This window comes from Mesorhizobium sp. M0207 (assembly GCF_040321995.1).
In the GTDB taxonomy this organism is placed as follows: Bacteria; Pseudomonadota; Alphaproteobacteria; order Rhizobiales; family Rhizobiaceae; genus Mesorhizobium.
This window is the reverse complement of record NZ_JAMYSQ010000011.1, coordinates 157,099-175,877: the sequence shown is the minus strand read 5'-3', so window position 1 is coordinate 175,877 and position 18,779 is coordinate 157,099. Positions and strand designations below refer to the sequence as shown.

19 protein-coding genes and 2 pseudogenes are annotated in these 18,779 nt (G+C 60.7%); 8 read left to right on the top strand and 13 right to left on the bottom strand.

The features are described 5' to 3' along the window. The 8 genes and pseudogenes from NKJ15_RS17190 to NKJ15_RS17155 form a co-directional block, all read right to left on the bottom strand. A pseudogene (locus NKJ15_RS17190) lies at positions 1 to 304 on the bottom strand (aldo/keto reductase); the annotation flags it as partial. A 636-nt stretch (positions 305 to 940) separates the two neighbouring features. Further along, a complete protein-coding gene (locus tag NKJ15_RS17185) occupies positions 941 to 1,645 on the bottom strand; it encodes a GntR family transcriptional regulator (protein WP_352474573.1) in 705 nt (234 codons plus the stop codon). 102 nt (positions 1,646 to 1,747) lie between these two features. Then, positions 1,748 to 2,488, bottom strand: coding sequence for an aspartate/glutamate racemase family protein (locus NKJ15_RS17180; RefSeq protein WP_352503768.1), 741 nt, complete (start codon positions 2,486 to 2,488; stop codon positions 1,748 to 1,750). Between the two features lie 8 nt (positions 2,489 to 2,496). Continuing rightward, positions 2,497 to 3,219, bottom strand: coding sequence for an ABC transporter ATP-binding protein (locus tag NKJ15_RS17175; protein WP_352503769.1), 723 nt, complete (start codon positions 3,217 to 3,219; stop codon positions 2,497 to 2,499). A 2-nt stretch (positions 3,220 to 3,221) separates the two neighbouring features. After that, positions 3,222 to 4,001: an ABC transporter ATP-binding protein gene (locus tag NKJ15_RS17170; RefSeq protein WP_352474568.1), complete on the bottom strand. Its 780-nt coding sequence runs from the start codon at positions 3,999 to 4,001 to the stop codon at positions 3,222 to 3,224. A 4-nt stretch (positions 4,002 to 4,005) separates the two neighbouring features. Next, the gene (locus NKJ15_RS17165) at positions 4,006 to 4,980 is read right to left on the bottom strand and encodes a branched-chain amino acid ABC transporter permease (RefSeq protein WP_352503770.1); all 975 of its coding nucleotides are present in this window, start codon (positions 4,978 to 4,980) and stop codon (positions 4,006 to 4,008) included. Positions 4,981 to 4,985: 5 nt separating this feature from the next. Next, a complete protein-coding gene (locus tag NKJ15_RS17160) occupies positions 4,986 to 5,852 on the bottom strand; it encodes a branched-chain amino acid ABC transporter permease (RefSeq protein WP_352816360.1) in 867 nt (288 codons plus the stop codon). A 78-nt stretch (positions 5,853 to 5,930) separates the two neighbouring features. Beyond that, positions 5,931 to 7,133: an ABC transporter substrate-binding protein gene (locus NKJ15_RS17155; RefSeq protein WP_352474565.1), complete on the bottom strand. Its 1,203-nt coding sequence runs from the start codon at positions 7,131 to 7,133 to the stop codon at positions 5,931 to 5,933. Between the two features lie 653 nt (positions 7,134 to 7,786). Here NKJ15_RS17155 and NKJ15_RS17150 point away from each other — a divergent pair. The 7 genes and pseudogenes from NKJ15_RS17150 to NKJ15_RS17120 all read left to right on the top strand — a co-directional run bounded on the left by NKJ15_RS17150 (position 7,787) and on the right by NKJ15_RS17120 (position 11,664). Then, positions 7,787 to 8,068, top strand: a complete 282-nt coding sequence (locus NKJ15_RS17150) for a VanZ family protein (RefSeq protein ID WP_352503771.1) — start codon at positions 7,787 to 7,789, stop codon at positions 8,066 to 8,068. 1,291 nt (positions 8,069 to 9,359) lie between these two features. Continuing rightward, positions 9,360 to 9,611, top strand: a pseudogene (locus tag NKJ15_RS17145) (Tn3 family transposase); the annotation flags it as partial. Positions 9,612 to 9,856: 245 nt separating this feature from the next. After that, positions 9,857 to 10,108 carry a type II toxin-antitoxin system Phd/YefM family antitoxin gene (locus tag NKJ15_RS17140; protein ID WP_352773274.1) on the top strand — a complete coding sequence of 84 codons (252 nt, stop codon included), beginning with the start codon at positions 9,857 to 9,859 and terminating at the stop codon, positions 10,106 to 10,108. Then, positions 10,101 to 10,496 (top strand): hypothetical protein, encoded by a 396-nt coding sequence (locus NKJ15_RS17135; protein WP_352816357.1) that lies wholly within the window; start codon positions 10,101 to 10,103, stop codon positions 10,494 to 10,496. Before NKJ15_RS17140 ends, NKJ15_RS17135 begins: the two co-directional genes overlap by 8 nt. A gap of 492 nt (positions 10,497 to 10,988) precedes the next feature. Continuing rightward, complete coding sequence (locus NKJ15_RS17130; RefSeq protein WP_352618553.1) at positions 10,989 to 11,183, top strand: PIN domain-containing protein; 195 nt, start codon at positions 10,989 to 10,991, stop codon at positions 11,181 to 11,183. Beyond that, positions 11,180 to 11,416 carry a PIN domain-containing protein gene (locus NKJ15_RS17125; RefSeq protein WP_352816355.1) on the top strand — a complete coding sequence of 79 codons (237 nt, stop codon included), beginning with the start codon at positions 11,180 to 11,182 and terminating at the stop codon, positions 11,414 to 11,416. Before NKJ15_RS17130 ends, NKJ15_RS17125 begins: the two co-directional genes overlap by 4 nt. Then, entirely contained in the window at positions 11,413 to 11,664 is a 252-nt protein-coding gene (locus NKJ15_RS17120) for a hypothetical protein (protein WP_023722511.1), read from the top strand. Before NKJ15_RS17125 ends, NKJ15_RS17120 begins: the two co-directional genes overlap by 4 nt. Here NKJ15_RS17120 and NKJ15_RS33020 read toward each other — a convergent pair. From NKJ15_RS33020 to NKJ15_RS17100, 5 genes are all read right to left on the bottom strand, one after another. Then, positions 11,562 to 12,155, bottom strand: coding sequence for a Y4oE-related protein (locus tag NKJ15_RS33020; protein WP_502906920.1), 594 nt, complete (start codon positions 12,153 to 12,155; stop codon positions 11,562 to 11,564). The two genes, NKJ15_RS17120 and NKJ15_RS33020, sit on opposite strands and share 103 nt — an antisense overlap. An 848-nt stretch (positions 12,156 to 13,003) precedes the next feature. After that, positions 13,004 to 14,089: an MBL fold metallo-hydrolase gene (locus NKJ15_RS17115; protein WP_352816353.1), complete on the bottom strand. Its 1,086-nt coding sequence runs from the start codon at positions 14,087 to 14,089 to the stop codon at positions 13,004 to 13,006. Next, entirely contained in the window at positions 14,077 to 14,628 is a 552-nt protein-coding gene (locus NKJ15_RS17110; protein ID WP_352816351.1) for a hypothetical protein, read from the bottom strand. Before NKJ15_RS17110 ends, NKJ15_RS17115 begins: the two co-directional genes overlap by 13 nt. Positions 14,629 to 14,666: 38 nt before the next feature. After that, a complete protein-coding gene (locus NKJ15_RS17105; RefSeq protein WP_352542524.1) occupies positions 14,667 to 15,116 on the bottom strand; it encodes a (2Fe-2S)-binding protein in 450 nt (149 codons plus the stop codon). Between the two features lie 13 nt (positions 15,117 to 15,129). After that, positions 15,130 to 17,319, bottom strand: a complete 2,190-nt coding sequence (locus NKJ15_RS17100; RefSeq protein ID WP_352816349.1) for a xanthine dehydrogenase family protein molybdopterin-binding subunit — start codon at positions 17,317 to 17,319, stop codon at positions 15,130 to 15,132. Between the two features lie 223 nt (positions 17,320 to 17,542). On the opposite strand from NKJ15_RS17100, the gene NKJ15_RS17095 reads away from it, so the two are divergent. Further along, on the top strand, positions 17,543 to 18,424 hold the full coding sequence (locus tag NKJ15_RS17095) for a LysR family transcriptional regulator (RefSeq protein ID WP_352816347.1): 882 nt from the start codon (positions 17,543 to 17,545) through the stop codon (positions 18,422 to 18,424). Positions 18,425 to 18,779 lie beyond the last annotated feature (355 nt).

The window sequence follows — 18,779 nt, the reverse complement described above, 5'->3', positions numbered from 1 at the left end:
GCTTGCCCTGGCGGATCAGGTCGGCGATCGCCCGCACCGGCTCTTCCAGCGGCGCATCGAAGACGGCGCGGTGGAAGTAGAACAGGTCGATATAGTCTGTTCCAAGGCGGCGCAGGCTGTTCTCGACGGTCTGGATCACCCATTTGCGCGAATGGCCGCCGAGATTAGGCCCTTTGTCGTGCGAGTTGACGAATTTGGTCGTCACGACCCAATGATCGCGCCTCGCCTTGATGCCGCGACCGACGACTTCCTCGGACTTGCCGTTGTGGTAGACGTCGGCGGTGTCAATGAAGTTGATGCCTTGCTAACGGCTTTGGCAGCGTCGCTCGACAGGGCTGGGACATCATGACGGAGTCGCGTTAGACATTCCAGCGAGACGAATATCGGTTTGAATCCTCGGGCTGCCGCCCAACAATGCTGAACCATATCGTGTCAAGGCTTGCAACGACCGAAGACGCAACTGGCGCATATTGCACTTGGCTGTCAAGGTCGGGAATAGGGTCAGAACCTGCCCGTGATCTTGCATTCAGGGAACGTCCGAGAAGGGTCGGATCGCGAAGTTCCCCGCCGCATTGGCGAACGTCCCGAGATGGCGCATGGTGCCGTTTCGGAACCGGGTGGACGGGGGGCAGGATCGCCAATCAACCTGGGATCATGTTGCAACCAAGTTCGAACGTCGCGTTACTGGCAAGTAGAAACGTCGCATTGGGACGTTTCAGAGGTAGGCGCCAGGTCAGAATTGCGGGTTGACGTGCATCCTGGCGTCGCCGTGAGCGCCCGATCGGGGGCGATCCAGTATGGCACTTCGGCTTTACCAGCTTTGAGAGCCACTTACGCGCGAGCTTCGTTGGCCGGTGTCGGTTGCGGGTGATCCGATATTCGTCCAGCATCGCGACGACATGTGCAATGCGAAGCTTGGCGAAGAGTTTGACAGCGCAGATCAGCGCAAGATGTCCGACAGGCTCTCGGGCTTCTTCTCGCCAAGCGACAGATCAAGGCCCGACAGAAGTTCGACGAGGTGGCTTTGCATCAGGTCGGACGCGTTTTGTGCGTCGTGCTTTTCGATGGCATCGACGAGGGCGTGATGGGCGTGGCTTTCGCAGGTGGTGTCGCGGCGGCGCCAGTAGAGCGCGATGATCAGCGACGACCGCGACAGCAGGTCTTTGACGAAACCGGTCAGGATAGAATGGCCGGCGATTTGGGCGATGCCGACATGGAATTTTGCCGACAGCATGATGGCGTCGCTGTCGCGGCCGGCATGCAGGGCCTCGTGCTCTTTTTCGAGATGAAGCCGCAGTTGCGCGATCTCGGCCGGCTTTGCCACTTCGGCGGCAAGCGCGGCGACCTTGGGCTCGATCAGCGCCCGCGCTTCGAACACCTCGCGCGCTTCCTGCTTGGTCGGCTGGGCGACGAACGCGCCGCGGTTCGGCTCGAGCCGAGCCAAGCGGTCATGCGACAGCGCCTGCAGCGCCGCGCGTATCACCGCGCGGCTCACCGAATAGATCGAGGCGAGTTCGTCCTCGGGTAGTTTTGTGCCCGGTGCGAGGCGGTGGCTGACGATGGCGTCGCGCAGGCCGGCATAGACCGGAAACCAGCGCATCGTCGGCTTGTCGCCATCCCGTGGCTTTGGCCCAAGCAGGTCCATCGTCTCATTGTCCCGGCGGCCGGATCGCTTAGCGGCGCGAACACCGCGTTTCCGGCCGGACATCGAACATCCTGTGTGGGAATGTCAACAATTTTGCACGCATCAGGATACACGGCCGGAGGGCGAAAAGGACGCAAAGATTCCGGCGAAGGATTTTTCGAGTGGAACCTGGTAGCCGCCGCGCTTTGAGGTCGACAGGCCAAGGCCGACGAGGCTCTCACAGAGTTTTACTGCGCAGGCGACGCCGTCGAGCACGGGAAGCCTATGTTCGCGGCTGAGCGCGGCGGCGAGGTCGGCCATGCCGGCGCATCCCAGCACAATCGCTTCGGCCCGGTCGTCGCGGATGGCGCGCTCGATCTCCTCCGAAATTCGTTGGCGGGCGTTGGAGCCGGGCACTTCGAGCTCCAGAACGGGAACGTCGCTGGCCCGCACCCTGGCGCAGCGGCTGGCGAGGCCGTAGCGCACCAGATTGTGCTCGATCGCCGGCACCGAACGCGACAGCGTCGTCACCACGCTGAACTTGCCGGCAATCAGGCTCGCCATGTGAAACGCCGCTTCGCCGATACCGACCACCGGCATCTCGCCGACGCAGCGTACTGCGTCGAGGCCGGTGTCGTCGAAGCAGGCGATGACGCAGGCGCTCGCCGCCGGATGTTTTTGGATCTCGCCGATCATTCCCGGGATGGCGAAGACCTCGTCGAAATAGCCTTCGACGCTCGGCGGCCCGTCCTTCGGATTGACGGCGATGATCCTGGTGCCGGCCGAAGCCGCGCGGCGCGCCGCCTCGCCGATCTTTTCGGTCATGGACGCGGTGGTGTTGGGATTGACGACGAGTACGTCCATTTGCGCTTTCATATTTCGCCGCCGAGATAGAGTTTCTTGACCCGGTCGTCGCCAAGCAGCTCAGCCGAATGTCCGGCCAGCGCGATCTTTCCGGTCGTCAGTGCGTAGGCACGCTGCGAGATGCGCAGCGCCATGCGCGAATTCTGCTCGACCAGCAGAACGCTGACCTTTTCGTCGCGGTTGATCGCGACGATCGAGCGGGCGATGTCCTGAACGAGCTTCGGCGCGACGCCGAGCGAGGGTTCATCGAGCAGCAGAAGCTTCGGTTTGGCCATCAGCGCCCGCCCGATCACCAGCATCTGCTGTTCGCCGCCGCTCATCGTACCCGCCGTCTGGGAATAGCGTTCCTTCAGGCGCGGGAAGCGCCCGAGCACCATGTCCAGCGTCCTTGCGATTTCGGCCTTGTCGGTTCGGGTGAAGGCGCCCATCATCAGATTGTCGCGCACCGTCATGTAGGAAAAGACGCGCCGACCCTCAGGTACCATGGCGATGCCCATCCTGACCAGCTCGTCCGGGCGCGTTCCGTCGATGCGGTGGCCCTGGAAATGAATCTCGCCGCTGCGGACCTTCTTCAGGCCGGTGATGGCGCGCAGGATCGAAGATTTGCCCGCGCCGTTCGCGCCGATCAGCGCTACCGTCTCGCCCTCGTTGACGCTCAGCGACACACCCTTCAGTGCATAGACATGGTCGTAGTAGAGTTCGACGTCCGAGACTTTCAGCAGTTCGCTCATGGCTAAAATCCGATCGTCTCATCTTCGGCGCCGAGATAGGCCTCGATGACCTTTTCGTTCTCCTGGATTTCCTTCGGCGTTCCCTCGGCGATTTTCACACCGAAGTTCAGGACGACGATGCGGTCGGAAATGTTCATGACGGCGGGCATATCGTGCTCGACCAGCAGGACCGTCACGCCGCGCTTTCGCACGCCGCGCACCATCTCCACCGCGCGCACGGTTTCGTCATGGTTCATGCCGGCGAAGGGCTCGTCGAGCAGAAGCACGGTCGGGTTCGTGGCGAGCCCGATGGCAATCCCGAGCGCGCGCAGATGGCCGTGCGGCAGCGTGCTGGCGATCTCATGCCGTTGCGCGCCGAGACCCAGGAAGTCGATGATCTCGTCGGCCGAGCGGCCGAATTCATCCTCGTCGCGCCGTGCGGTATTCGTGCCGAGATAGAAGCCGGCAAGGCTGGCATTGGAACGCAGGTGATGCGCGATTATGACATTGTCGCGCACCGTCATGCCCTTGAAGATCGTCGTCTCCTGGAACGTGCGCACCACGCCCTTCCGGGCGACGATATGCGGCGCCAGGCCTGAAATCCGCTCTCCCCGGAACAGCACTTCGCCCGAGGTCGGATTGAGGAAAGAGGAAATCAGCTTGAACAGCGTCGACTTGCCGGCGCCGTTGGGGCCGATGACGGAAAGGATCTCGCGTTCGCGGACCGCGAAGGAAACATTGTTGACCGCGACCAGCCCGCCGAAGCGTTTGGTCACTGCCTTGATCTGGAGAAGCTCAGTCATGGTCCTAGCCCTGCTTCTTGCCGAACAGCCTGAGGCTGAGCAGGCCGTTGGGAAGGAACAGCATCAGCGCGATCAGCACCGAAGAGAAGATCAGCAACTGGAACTCGCCGGTCTCGAACAGGAAATCCCAGCCGAAATAGAGCACGAAGGTGCCGATCATCGGCCCGAAGACGTGGCCGAGCCCGCCGAGGAAGCAGTTCAGCATGAAGTTCACCGAGTCGGTGACGGTGAAGCTCGACGGATAGATCGATTGCGAGATGGCGACGAACATCGCACCGCCGAGACCGCCGAGGAATGAGGAGATGGCATAGGCGATGACGCGCAAATAGGCGATGTTGACGCCGATCGAGGAGGCCAGTTCCTCGTTCTGCTGCAACGACTGGCAGAGTTTGCCGATGCGCGAATGGACAAGGCGGTAAAGCCCGGCAAAGCACAGCACCATCAGCGCAACCGAGACGAGATAGAAGGCGGGACGCGGATTGGCGAGCGTCGCGAAATCCGGAAGGATGCTCAGCCCGAAGATCGAGATGCCGCCGGGGAGCGGAATGCTGACCATGCCCTTGGCTCCGTTGGTGATCGGCAGTGCCAGCGCGAGCAGCCGCGCCACTTCGGTCAAAACCAGCGTGACCATGGCGAAATAGACGCCGCGAAGCCTGAGGATGGGCAGCCCGATCAGCACGCTTGCAGCGGCGCAGAACAGCCCAGCCAGCGGCAGTGTCAGCCAGAACGACACACCATGCTGGACGACAAGGATGGCCGAAACATAGCCGCCCATAAGCGCGAAGGCGCCCTGGCCGATATTGATGCGGCCGATGTAGAAAGTCACCCACACCCCGGCGCTGGCGATGCTGAGCAGCGCGACCGAAGTCAGCGTGTAGTAGAGGTCGAGCCGACCGGTCGCCTCGATCAGCCAGGGCACGCCGATGAGTACGACCAGCAGGAAGACAGCGACGCCGAGGATGTTGCGTGTACGCTTCATGTCGATCACCCCCACGGCTTGCCCATGAGCCCGTTCGGGCGGATGCTCAGGAACACCATCAGCGCGGCGAAGATGACGAGATAAGTGACGTCGCCATATTGGCGTAGCACCGTCAGGCCGACCGATTCCATCATGCCGAGGATGAAGCCGCCGGCGATCGCTCCGCTGACCACGCCGGCCCCGCCGATCATCACCATCAAGAACGCCTTGATCGAGATCGGCCCGCCGATGCCCGAATTGACGCCGGTGATGGCGACCAGCAGCCCGCCGACTATGCCGGCAAGCATGGCCCCGAGCGCAAAGCCGATCATCGAATAGCGGTCGACCTCGACGCCCATAAGCTGCGCCGCGACCCGGTCCTGCGCCAGCGCCCGCATGGCGCGTCCCGGCTTGCTGTACTGCATGAAAAGCACGAAGGAGGCGATGAACAGTATGGCGAGTGCGCCGACCAGCAGCCGGTCGTAAGGCATTATGAGGCTGTCGGAGACGAAGACGCCGTTGACGATCTTCGGCACGCCGCGCTGCTTTTCACCGAACAGGAGGAGGATCACGGCGTCGAGGAAGAATGCGACCGCCGCCGCGAGAAGCATCGTACTTTCCTCCCGCACGCTTCGCTTGATCACCGTTCTGAAAAGGAATTTCTCGACCAGCGCTCCAATAACCAGCAGCGTGATCCCGGACGCAACGAGCGCGACGACGAAAGGCATGCCGAGCTGGCCATAGATGGTGTAGGTGATGAAGCCGCCGAGAACGTACATCTGCCCATGGGCAAAGTTAAGCACGTTCATCAGCGCGAAGATCAGGGTCAGACCGAGCGCGATCAAGGCGTATTGCGCGCCAAGATAGAGCCCGTTGGCGATGACTTGTTCCATCAGGATGGTTCCCCGGCCATTCAGAGGCTCAAGACGAATGCACGAGCCTCTGCGGCAATCCGCTTCAGTGCAGTTGCGTCAATCGACTTGAGCGACGAAGAGCGTCTCGAACTTGCCGTCGCGGTATTCCGTGACCACCATCGGGACCGAAAGCTGGCGCTTCTGGCCAAACGACGTCATTCCGACATAGGTCAGCTTGGCATCGCCCTTCAGATAGGGATTGGGCGCCGAGAAAGTGTCGATCGTCTTCTTGAACTCCTCGACATTGTCGATCGCGGCCGGGTTCGCCTTCAGCGTCTCGATGATGTATTCGAGCGCGTAGACCTTGGTGTTGGATTCGTCATTGTATTCACCGAACATTTTCGTATAGCGGTCGACGAACTCCTTCATCATGTCGGACGCGATTTCGGGCGTCGATGCGCCGCCGACTGAGATGAAGCCGTTGGCCAACTCACCCGCGCCCTCTTCCAGCACCTTGGCATCCTGCGCCGTTTCGGTGGAGATCAGACCTTCGTAGCCGAGCTCGCGCGCGGCGCGGATCAGCAGCGGCGCATTGCCGGGCGCGACACCCGAAAGCACCAGCAGGTCCGGTTTTTGCAGAACGATCGGCGTCAGTACCGGTGTGAAATCGCGGGTATCGTTTTGGTAGACGTCCGTGGCAGCCACAACCTCAAGTCCGAGCGCCTTTGCCGCGGCAACACCGCCATCCCGCTGGCTCAGCGGATCGGATTCGTTGGCGGCGACAAAGGCAACTTTTCTCACGCCCCTGTTTTCCATGAGATATTTGTAGATCGCCGGAGCTGACTGGTAGTTGGCGATCATGCCGAGCACAGCGTTGGACGCCGGTGGGGTGTAGAGTTCCTTCGGGAATGCGTAGGGAAAATAGATGATGCCCTTGGATTCTGCCACGGGACGCACCGCCGCCGCGCCATCGTCAACATTCGGACCGACGACATAGTGGATGCCTTCCTGGGCCATCTTCTCCATGCCGGCGATCGCCCGCTTGGGGTCCTTCTGATCGTCGAAGGTGACGATTTTGATGTCATAGGTCTCGTCACCAATCTTCACACCGCCGGTTTCGTTGATCCAGGCGGCGCGCGTCTGCATCGAGCGGACGTTGGATGTGCCCCACGCAGCGGCCGCGCCACTCGTCACGCCGACAAAGCCGATCTTGAGTTCCTTGTTGGCGGCGTGCACCGTGATTGTGCCGCCGGCCATGATTGCCAGCGCAGAGACGGTGCCGAGCGCGGCGAATGTGATTATTGAACGTCTATTGATCATTGTTCTTTCCCCTTTGGAGGCCGCGCATTGTTGCGACAGAACTCGACCGATACGCGGAGTTTTGTGAGTGAGGGCTCAAATCTATTATCTGTCAACAAAACTTTTACAGATTGTTGACAATCTTGTGCGGTCGTAGATGAAGGACGCGGTCCGCAGCATCGCGGCCCTTCCAGAATCACGCTCCGTTCGCTCTGGCTAATATAAGCTTTGTGCCTAGTATTGACTGGGTGCGTAAAATTGTAGTACCGGCGCCGGCCGTCCCGAGTTCATTCCGCCGATGATGCCCACCCGGTCGCCAACGAGAGCAGCTCTCGGGCTCCCGCGACGAACTTCGCAAATGGTGCAGACGGCGCGTGCCGAAAATGCTGGAGCAAGACCGGCTCAGCTCTCGGGTAGTTGGCGCCCGCCCTGATCCTGCCGCATTGAACGCGGAAGGCCAGCTAATGGCTTTTGCCTAGCCCTCCCGCGGCAGTGGACTCTGTTCCGATGTGCCGCTACGTGCGGACGGCTATGTTCGAAGTACCGGCCTGTAACGTCGGAAAAGGAGTGACCCCATTTTTTTGCGTGCAAGATCTTTTCCCATCGCAGCAAGGACTGCTTTTCTGGTCACACTGGCCGGTGTCCTCGTGCTCGCACTCTCACCGGAGTGGCTTTTGCAGAATTTTGGCTTCGGCTTCACCTCTCATGATGACAAGCTCAATCACGCCGCAGCTTTCGTCGTGTTGACGGCTATCGGCAGTCTCGGTTGGCCAGAGCACAGGGCAAGACTGACCATTTTTCTTGCTCTTACCGGCGCCGCGATCGAGATCCTCCAGGGCATGCAAATGATAGGCCGCGACATGGATATGTTCGACTGGTTTGCCGATTGTGTCGGCGTCGCTTGCGGGCTCGCAATTGCAAGCTGGACAAAGAAATTAGTCAGCGGATTCTCCTAGGTCACGACCCGTCAAGCTGGGGCTAATCGGCCGCGTGAAGCATATGCGCGGCGAAGAGGATCTACGTCACGCTTCGCTGCAGGACTTCAGAGAGCATTGAGTAAGGCCGCAGCGATCACTGAGACTATCATCCGCAAGCCGATCTGCGCATAGCAGCCGAGGGGAGTTATGGCCTTCTCTTTTTCATCAGAGCGCGGACTTTAACAATCATCGCTGCATTAGACCTCAATTGAGAGGCATGTATTTTGCGCATGTATCTGTCGGCGATCACCTTGTAACGAAGGGACAATCGCACCACGCGGTCGTACGTTGCGTCTTCTCCCGCGCACAATTGCTGCGCTTTTCTTGCTAAGGTACTCGGGGCGCCAGGCTGGACCGCTAGTTTTGCGGCCCACCCCAAATTACATCTGATTAGCGCGCTCTGTTCGGCCTTGATCATTGGATCGACTGCGGACCTAGCCTGAGAACTAAGAACCACAGATGCGACCAGAACCGCGATAAAAAGCCGCTTCACAGTTGCCTTCAAACGCTGCATAGGCAGCCCAGTGATTAAACATTGACTCCAAGTTTATAGCGCGCCGCCCGTTATGCGCAGCCGCCCACTCCGTTATTTTCGCCCCTGTTTCTGCCGGAAACATGTGATGACTTTGGAGACCATCGCCATCACAACCAGAACTCCGAATAGAATAAGAATCGGAAAATCGGTAGATTGCCGACAAGGTTCGTCATCTGGCGCGCAGTACGACAGGGCGGCCGCGGAATTCATCGTGGTTAGCAGCGCGGAAGTGGAAAGACCGAGTAACTTCATACGCAGGTTTTTGGGAATATCGGCCTGCACCGGTCGGGCCGAGCCCGCGGTGCCGCATTTACTCGCAGCTATGGCGTACCTGATCAGCCACCATGCCCGCGGGACCCAACATAGCCTCGTTGAGCCCGGTGTAGCCATCTGTTTTGTCAACCTCGTTTATAGTGGTGACGGCCGCGGGCTAATGGAGCCGATCGCTGACAATGCCACGGATTCGGGGCGCGCTCTCAACCGGCGCGTGGAAGTGAAAGCCGTGAAATAGTGCGAACGCGAGCAGATTCGGCCATGCGCTGCAGGTATTATAGCCCCGGCTGCCTTAGCCATGGATGATGAGCTTCCGGAGGAATATCCGCTTGTTCGGCAATAGCAGAAGTTCTGTCTATGGTTAATCGGTCCTTAGGCTCATCTACATCGTTCCAGCGCACGTCACGGCGGTCAGCCGCTCCGATACGATCGATGGCTGGCGCGACCGGCGCGGCGACGGCGGCGGTCCGCGCCTCCGGCCTCAACCTCATCGTTAGCGCGATCGTGCATTGGAATACGGTCTATATCGAACGGGCCGTCACCCACTTGCGCAAAATGCACCGCGAGATCCCGGATCATCCGCTCAAGCACGTCTCGCCGCTGAGCTGGGAACACATCAATCTGACCGGCATCTATACCTGGGATACAGAACATCAGATGCGTGAAAGCTTCCGGTCGCTCAGACTTCCGGCTCGGTTACGCCACGCCGCATGACGTTCATGCTCCGTTCAACCTCGTGTCGCTGGGAACTGTTCTTGCTCCGACCCCAGGCTGGGAGGCATGGAAGGATTGGGACGGCCACACGTTCCAGACCAACCGCGCCGCACTCAGCAATGAACGGACAATGCCGCTCTTTCGAGCGGGTCGATGCTGATAGGAAAGGTGGCGCGTGGGCGCCACCATTCTTGCTTTTCTTACGTGAATTACCTATTGTAGGTACTTTAAAAGGAAGTACGGCGATGAAGCAATTCACATTCTCCGACATGAATCGCGTGTCAGGCGAAATCCTCGAAACGGCATTGATCGAGCCGGTGGCCCTGACCAAGCGCGGCAAGGAAAAGCTCGTCATCCTGTCCGCTGCTCAGTACCACCAGCTCGTCGGCCAGCCGCATTCGGTCGCCTATACGATCGAGGACGCACCGGATGAAGTCCACAATGAACTCATGACAGGACTGGATGCCATAATTTCCGGCGACACGCCCGATGCTTAAAGCTGGCGATCTGCTCCGATATTATTACCTATGGGCGCGGGAAGCAGACGCCGGCGAGGAATCCGGACGCAAGGCGAGGCCGGTTTGCATCGTTGTCCGGACGCTAGCAACGCCCGCAGCCTTGTTTCTCTTTCCGCTGACTTCGCAAAAACCCCACCGGTCGCGCCCGCATCTCGCCATCAGCGAAATCGAATGCCGCCGCGGCGGCCTCGACTATCCGTCATGGCTGATCCTGGACGATTTTAACCGGGTGCCGGTCGATGAAGCCTATGATCTGGTGACGACGACGCCGATCGGCGCGTTCAGCCCCGCATTTGTCCGCAAAATTGCTGGCGTGATCAAAGAGACGGCGGCGCAGCGTCGATTGCGCGGTATCGTTCGCAAATAGCCGGACTGATTTCTTGGCGGGCCTCCGGTCCTTACCCGCATCGAACGGGCCAGCACCGGAGCGCGGGGCGCCCTACGCCCTCTCCTCGCGCCCCACCCTCCCCTTCTGACGGTGTTTTCTCAAGAGGTGGACATTGTTGTCGTTGGCCGCCTGCAATTCCTCGAAATGCTCCCGAGCAGCCCGTCGACCCAACAAACGGGCGATCGACAGGACGGCTCGTTCAACCATATCTCGTGCCGACATGTCAGCCCTGTAATCGTGACTTGCGCTGTCGTTCCCAGGTTTGGCCTCGTCCACCATGGCATGCCCGCTCTTCTGTATAGATCGAGGGCATTGAGCGGCGTGATGATCGGCAAGACAAGTTCAGTTGCCGCGCGGCCGTAGTGTGGCGTGCAAATACTTGCGCGCTGCGATTTGGGATCCCGAAGCCGGGCCAAATTACCAAAAGCTCGGTCCTCTTGCAATATCGCACGCGATATCCAATATGCCTGCATGAGACTGCTTCTCGATACGGCGACCATGGTGGCGGCGATCCGAAGTGACGCTGGTGCCTCGCGCCAACTGTTGGTGGCGGCTTTGGAGCGCCGGCTGACGCTCATCGCTTCGGTGACGTTGATGATCGAGTACGAGGCGGTCATGACGAGGCCCGAGCACCTTGGGCTTCTGGCCTGTCGGCTGAGGATGTGAACGCGTTGCTAGATGCCGTGGCGGCCGTCGCGGAGCCGGTTCGCCTTCTCTTCCTCTGGCGACCCGCCGCTCGCGACCCGGACGACGACATGGTGCTGGAAGCTGCGGTAAACGGACGGGCGGATGCTATAGTGAAGTTCAACCTACGCGACTTCGGCAAAGTGGCCGAGCGCTTCGGTATCTTGGTCCTGTCGCCGGGCGAGGCGCTGAGACGATTGGAGAGAAAGACATGAGGAGAAGCAATTTCGCACTGCGGCTTCAGCTCTCGCTTCTGGATGAGGCGCGCAAGGTGGCGGAGAGCGAAGGCGTGCCGCTCAACCAGTTCATTAATGTGGCAGTCGCTGAGAAGCTTTCGGCGCTGCGCACGGAAAGCTACTTTCAGGAACGCGCCGCCCGTGCCGACCTTCCCAAGGCGCTGCACATCCTGAAGCGGGCGGGCAAAGGGAAGGCGCCGATCAAGGGCGATGAATTGCCGGAGTAATGTACCCCGAGGGGTAGAGCGGTACGGCTCGTACCGGAGTTTTGCCTGCGTCCAAAGCGGCCGCCGGGCGGAGGACTGCCAGTCAAGGCTGGCGCAGCACGCGCCACAGCGATGCGGCTCTGGCCTTGACGGGCTGGCTTCGGTCCGGCGTTCTCTCGACAAGCAGGCAGTTCCCTCGCCGGACATGATTTCCCTATCGGGAAAAGCCTGGACGAACCTTCTCCGACTCTGCTCCCACTTCGGCAAAGATAGGCGAATACCCGAAACCAGAACCGGTACTCCCGTATCCGCCCGTAGCAATACGCCGACACCGCGCACCAGGCGATTGCGGTTGCGGCTGTCTTTCCCCACAGGGCAGTCGCTGCCTCTGCAGCTTCAGGCACGGTCCGTTTCTGCACGGCGGCATCGCGGTTGAAGGCATCCAACAGATTGGGATCGCTCACCGCCCGATGGTGAGATGCCGCAAGAGGGCTCTGCGCTGGCAATTCCATGGCGGTTGAAGGGTGACGTGAGGCAGACGCTTCACTGCAAGCTGAGGGGTTCTCGGCTGAAGCCGGAAGTTGGGTTGGACGGGATCTTAATATCGCGCCTCCATTTTTCAGCCGCGGAAACAGCAGCCAGCCCGCCGCCTCAGGATCTTAGGACGCTGCTCGCCGTGAAAAGAACTGTTCCGGCATGTTCTGCCGGGCGATGCGCACCAGATCGCTAAGCGCCGAGCGGATTTGCGGCCAGGGGAACTCGGAGCATCCCCCCAGGCCTTACCCTCGTGCAACACGGCCTCAAGCTTGCCCGCCACGCCGGCGACAGTCGTGGCAGGCGTCGTTGAGAACGCTTCCAGCAGATCCTTCGCCCGGTCGCCAGCCTCGCACTCGGCCTTGAGCGCGGCGGTGTCCGCTCCAAGCGGCCGACATCCTTTGCCCGCAGCTCAAGCGCCGGCAAATCTCCGCCGCCAGCCTCGCGCCGAAAGACTGTGTGAGATATCCGGGCTAGATATGCGCCACATTGATGCGCGCCTGCCTTGGGTGACTCCGAAGGCTGTGACAATCCACTTTGGTCTGCTACGTCGGTCCAGCATAGCTGCAGAAACGACTTCATGTCCAAGTTCACGCAGCTTGCGCGCGAAAGGCGTGATCTCACAGCCTCCATGCCAGCCGCCCGCCACGATAACAACGTTCGCCATCCGTCAACTCCTCGTCAATGCCCTGCCGTGGGGCACGTCAAGCCCTGCCGCCGTGCAATTGCGAAGGCTTTTGCTGTGGATAGGTTCTGACGTTCGACCATTGCCAATACCTGCTCAGGTTCACAGGCCGTGAAGGTTGAATCCACAAACAGTATTGCGTTACAGCCCGGAGATATCCGGCTTGCCCTGGACGACGAATGTTTCGAGCATCGCCCAGCAATTGTCGCGCAGGTAGGTTTCGGTCCCGGCGAGCCTGTCGCGCCATTTCGTTAGCAGCCCATCATGCATCTGGGAGACCAGGGCCTGCTCATAGCCCTGATGAAGGTCCCAGGCTGTTTTGCCACTGCGCCCTGGCGGATGCTGCTTCAGGAAGGCGGGAAAGGACAGGCTCGCGTAGGCCTGTTCGGCCGCCTCGACGAGGTCCTTCACCAGTTCGACCTGGGTCTCGACATCCGCGCGGTTTCCAGGACGACTGACGTGGCCGGCGACCAGCGTCTCGAAGTCGTAGGCAAGAACAGTGCGGTGTGCTTCGACGAAGCCGGGAATATCGACGGCGACGCCGAGATTCTTGTAGGGCATCCAGCCGGGATAAACGACGTCGATGAACATCAGGGTCTTCTGGCGTGGCGCGAAGATGAAGATGTTGTCGATCGAATGGTTGATGCCCTTGTAGGCCAGTTCGAGGCGTTGGTTTCCCTGCTCAAGGGTATAGGTCGTTTCGAAGGTTACAGTTGGAGCCGGGCGCCGCTGGTCCTTCCGCGATGAGAGCAGTTCGGCTGTCCGGGCGTGGGCGACGATCGTAACGTCCTTTGCAAACAGATGCGCGCCGGCGATATGGTCGACATGTTCGTGGCTGTAGACCAGATGCGTCACCGGCTTGTCCGTGACGTCCGCGATAGCCCTAAAGTAGTTTTCCCCAAGGCTGGGTGGCGCATCGCAAGCGATCACCCCGGTCGAAGAGACAAGAAACATGGTGCTGTAGGCACCATCCGTAACCCAATAAAGCCCATCGCCAATCTGCTGGACAAGGTAGCCTTTGCCAGGGTCGACCACAGGTCCCGCACCAGGCGTCGTAGTCGTGCTGCTGGCCGCAAGGGCGGGATGAATGCCGCACCCGCACAACCCGGCCCGGGCGGCTGTCGCACCGGCCACATATTGCAGGAAGTGGCGGCGATCTCGGTCGGCGGCGCCTTTGTTCAGTGTGTTGCGATCCGGCAGATCCTCAGGGTTGGCTATTTCGGACACTCAGCTCCGCTCCTCATCCAGGTTTCGGCATCCATCACGAATTCCTCATAGGGGATCGGCGGGGTCGTTCGTGCTTGCCCGGTCCGATCGGTACCTGGTGACCAGGCCCATCTCACAAGCGCCGATCTGAGATGGTTGATGACCTGATCGCCAGTGCGGTTTCCGTTGTGCCGCGGGTCTTTCAAATGTTCGCAGAGCTCATTTGTCGAAAGGCCGTCCCAGCCCATGCTGAGTGGCGCGAGGCGCCAGTTCTCGTCGGCGCCGGGGACGCCGCTGGCCGCATTGTTCGATTTTCCATGACAGGATGAACATGGCAGGCCCGCCGCACCATGATCCGCGGGTCCACGCGCCACACGAAACAGATGTCGATGCCGGTCGTCGCCCTGGCGCGGATAGTCAGTCAATGTGTGGCAATTCTGGCAACGCGGGCTTGTCATGACGCGGGCGACCGTCGCGAAGGCGTCGGCTGAGGCCGTACTGCCGCCGTTCGTTTGCGACCACAGCGGCTGCACGAACGCCGAGACGGCGGCAATCGTCACGCCGACGAGCGCTCCCAGCGCAAGCCGATGGCCAGTCATCACGCATCACCCGCAGCGCGATGCACCGCGGCGCGGATGCGGGCATAGGTGCCGCAGCGGCACAGATTGGTGATTGCCGCATCGATGTCTTCATCCGTCGGATGCGGCTTGTCGTTGATCAGCGCGGCGGCGGCCATGATCATGCCGGACTGGCAATAACCGCATTGTGGAACCTGCTCTGCGATCCAGGCCTGCTGCAAGGGATGCGAGCGGTTATCCGAAAGTCCCTCGATCGTCGTGACATGTTTGTCCTCAGCCTCACCGAGCGAAAAGGAACAGGAGCGCACGGGCTGGCCATCGACATGCACTGTACAGGCGCCGCAGGCAGCGATGCCGCAACCGAATTTAGTGCCCGTCAGGCCGAGGTGATCGCGCAATGCCCAAAGCAGCGGCATGTCCGGCTCGGCGTCGACCGTGACCGCGCGACCATTGACGGAAAATCGTGTCATTGCGTTGCTCCCGTCAGATCCGCTGGTAGCCGCTGCGCGAAATCGGCAGGGCTCGGATGCGCTCGCCTGTCGCGGCGAACACGGCGTTGCAGAAAGCGGCGTGCGTCGGCACGGGACCAATCTCCCCGACGCCTGTCGGCTTGGCGCCGCTCTCGACGAACTGAGTCGTGATGACAGGCGTCTCGGACACGTGCAGCGGGTCAAACTGATCGAAATTCGTCTGCTCGATCTCGCCGTCTGCGAAGGTTACCTCGGTGCGCAGGCCGGAAAGTCCCCAGACCACGCCGCCCTCGATGTTGGATTTGGCAATGCCTGGGTCGAGGGTCTGGCCGATATCGACGGCGCTCCAGACATGGTGACACTTGATGGTCTTGTCCTTGACGGAGAGTTCGACGACTTGCGCGATATAGCCGCCGAATGCTTTGGCGAGCGCCAGACCGCGGAATCGCCCCGCCGGTAATGCAGCCTGCCAGCCGCACAGCGCGCCGACAGCGTTCAGCACCGCGACCGCGCGGGGATCGGAAGCGGCAAGTCTCAGCCGATACGAAAGCGGGTCGGCATTGGCGCGGTGCGCCAACTCGTCGATGACGCTTTCCAGGACGAAATTGTTCGGTCCGTGGCCGGTCGTGCGCCAGACGGAAACCGAGAGCGGCGTGTCGACGCGATGTTGTTCGACCGCATAGTTCGCAATGGCGTAAGGCGTCTCAGTCAGGCCCTCGACGGCCATGCCATCGTATGCCGCCGGCGGCATGATCGGCCGCGCCCAGTCGCCCTGTGCCTTGATGACACCGCGCGGGAATATGTAGAGCATGTGGGACGGCGAGACGACATGATGCGTCATCGCCGCCGGCAACCCGTCATTGCCGAGAGACGCCTTCACCGCATGGACCATTGGCGGCCGGTAGGCGTCGTAGCGGAAATCCTCTTCCCGACTCCAGATGACCTTGACCGGGCGGCCGGCGGCCTTTGCAACCAGGATCGCGATCTTCGCGAAATCCGCGAGCAGCCGCCGCCCAAAGCCGCCGCCCAGCAACGTTCTGTGGATGATTATCTGGTCGTCGGCGAGACCCAGCATCTGCTTGGCGACAGCGTGGGTGATCTCGACGCCCTGTGTCGGGATCCACAACTCGCAACGATCGTCCGTCACATGGGCCGTGCAGTTCATCGGCTCCATCGTCGCGTGCGCCTGCACCGGGATTTCGAAGATAGCCTCCAGCGGGCTGTCGGCAGCCGCCAGAACGGCAGAAGCGTCGCCCGCTTTGACTTTCGTGTCGAACGACGCGGATTTCAGCAGCGCGCTATATTCGGCCCTTTGGCCACTGGTTGAATATCCGGCGAGTGGACCCGGCTTGAATGTAAGCTCTGCGCCATCGAGAGCGCGCTTCGCCGTCCAGTAGTCATTGGCAACGACAGCGAGGCCGGACGGAATTTCGACGACGGCAAGCACACCGCGCTCAGCCTTGATCGCCGTTGGGTCGAAGGCCGCCAGCGATCCCCCTTGCGAAGGAGCGCGGCGGATGGCGGCCACCGCCATGCCGGGCACTTTCACGTCGATGCCGAAAATCGCCGAGCCATCGACTTTCGAGGGTATGTCGACGCGTGGCTGCGGCTTGCCGATCAGTTCCAAGCTGCTTGTCGGCCTGAGATGAGGATCCTTTGGGATATCGAGCCTTGCCGCGTCAGCGGCAACCGAACCAAAACTCACCACCCGGTCAGTCGGATCATGATGGATGCGGCCCTGGTCGACGCGAAGGCTCGCAGCGGCAACCCCCAGACGCGTCGCGGCCGCGGCGACGAGCATCTCGCGTGCGGCGGCGCCAACGGTGCGCATGATCGGGAAGAAGGTCGAGATCGATTCGCTGTTGCCGGTGAACATCCATTGATATTGCGGGTGCCGGTATGCGGGATCGAAATCGGCCCATTCAAGCGCGACGCGCGACCAGTCGGCGCCGAGTTCGTCGGCGAGCACCAAAGGAAGGGTGGTTTGGATGCCCTGTCCCATTTCCGACTGGGAGAGCATGATCGTCACCATGTCGTCTGGATCGATGCGCAGCCAGGCATTGATGAATTTGTCGGGGAGTGAAGATGCGGCCCGCGCTTTGACGGTGACCTGCGCCGACAGGAGCAGAGCGCCGGTCGCGACCAGCAATTGCCTTCGATCCAGCGATCCGACCTTGGTCGGTGCGCCCAGTGGACTATCCATCAAGTTCAGCGATCCCTTCTTGCGACCGGCCACTGCCACGACCGAACCTCTCGCCTTCGATCATAGGATGAGTCATTATTCGTTCAACTGAAATCGCTGGATATGTGATATGAACAATTCGGATATCATGGCCGAACAGGATGGCTGGTGCAGCAAGTAGGAGATGCAGTTGACTAGCAAAGCCAACACCGATCAGCAGAAACTGCGCCGGCTCGACTTCACCATGCTGACGATCTTTCGGGATCTCGTTCGATTGCAAAAGACAACGCTTGTTGCGGCTACGCTGGGTGTCAGCCAGTCTGCCGTCAGCCATGCGCTGGCTCGGCTACGGGGACTCTTCGACGATCCCCTGTTCGTCAGGCGCCCGAACGGTCTGGAACCGACACAGCGTGCCTCACAGCTTCTCCCACAAGTCGAAGTCATTCTTCGACTTGCCCAGGATGCACTCAAGGTTCCCACGCACTTCGACGCCGAAACATCCACGCGCTCGTTCCGGCTCGCCGGCAACGACCTTGTCGGCGCCGTGATTGCCCCGCCGCTGATAAGGACGTTGCGTGCCGAGGCACCTGGATGCCGGGTGGCGTTTCAATTCGCTGTCGGAACCGAAAGCCTGAACGCCCTGCGCACCAACGAAATGGAGATGGCGATCGGGCGCGTCTGGGATCTGCCCGACGAGTTCCGGGCCGTGCCAGTCTTCGAAGAAGACTTTGTCGTTGTTGTCAGGAAAGACCATCCGGTCGCTCACGACGCGGCGATGTCGCTCGAAGAATACCTATCGCTCGATCACATCCTCGTCTCATTCAGGGGTGGATTTCATGGGATGGTCGATCAGGCTCTGAAGAAGCGCCGGCTTCGGCGCCGGGTTGTCGCCAGCGTCCCGATGTTCATGACGGCCATGGGCGTTGTGGCGAGCGGCGATCTCTCTTCAACGGTCCCGGCCCGGCTCGCCGCCAAATACGCCGATCAGTTCGGGCTTGCGGTCCTGAAAACGCCACTCGCCATTGATCCGTTTACGTTCAGCCTCGTGCGGCATGCACGATCGACGTCGGACGTTGGCCTGGATTGGTTGTCGGCAAGGATAATCGAGAGCGCCTGCCCGCCCTGACCCAAAAAGGAATAAGAGGAAACCATGGCCTTGTTTGGGATTTGACGCACACCGGACTCTTGGTCACGCTGGACCGATGACAAGGGGCGTGCTGCTGGACCTCGCAGGCGTCAACCATGGTGGTAAGACCGCTATACTAGGCGAGGTCGACGCCGTCGCGCAGTTGCGGCAGTCCGGTTTGGCCGACGCATAGTAAGCAATGCCACGCGCTCTGCTGGTTTGTCTACGCTCTTATAGCCGTGCAGTACGAAAACTACAACAACTTGAACATGTTAGTGGCAGCGCAATCGTACAAAGACCGGCATTGGGAAACAACAGTAAAGGTCGCCTGACAAACTCCTAATTTGTAGGTCAC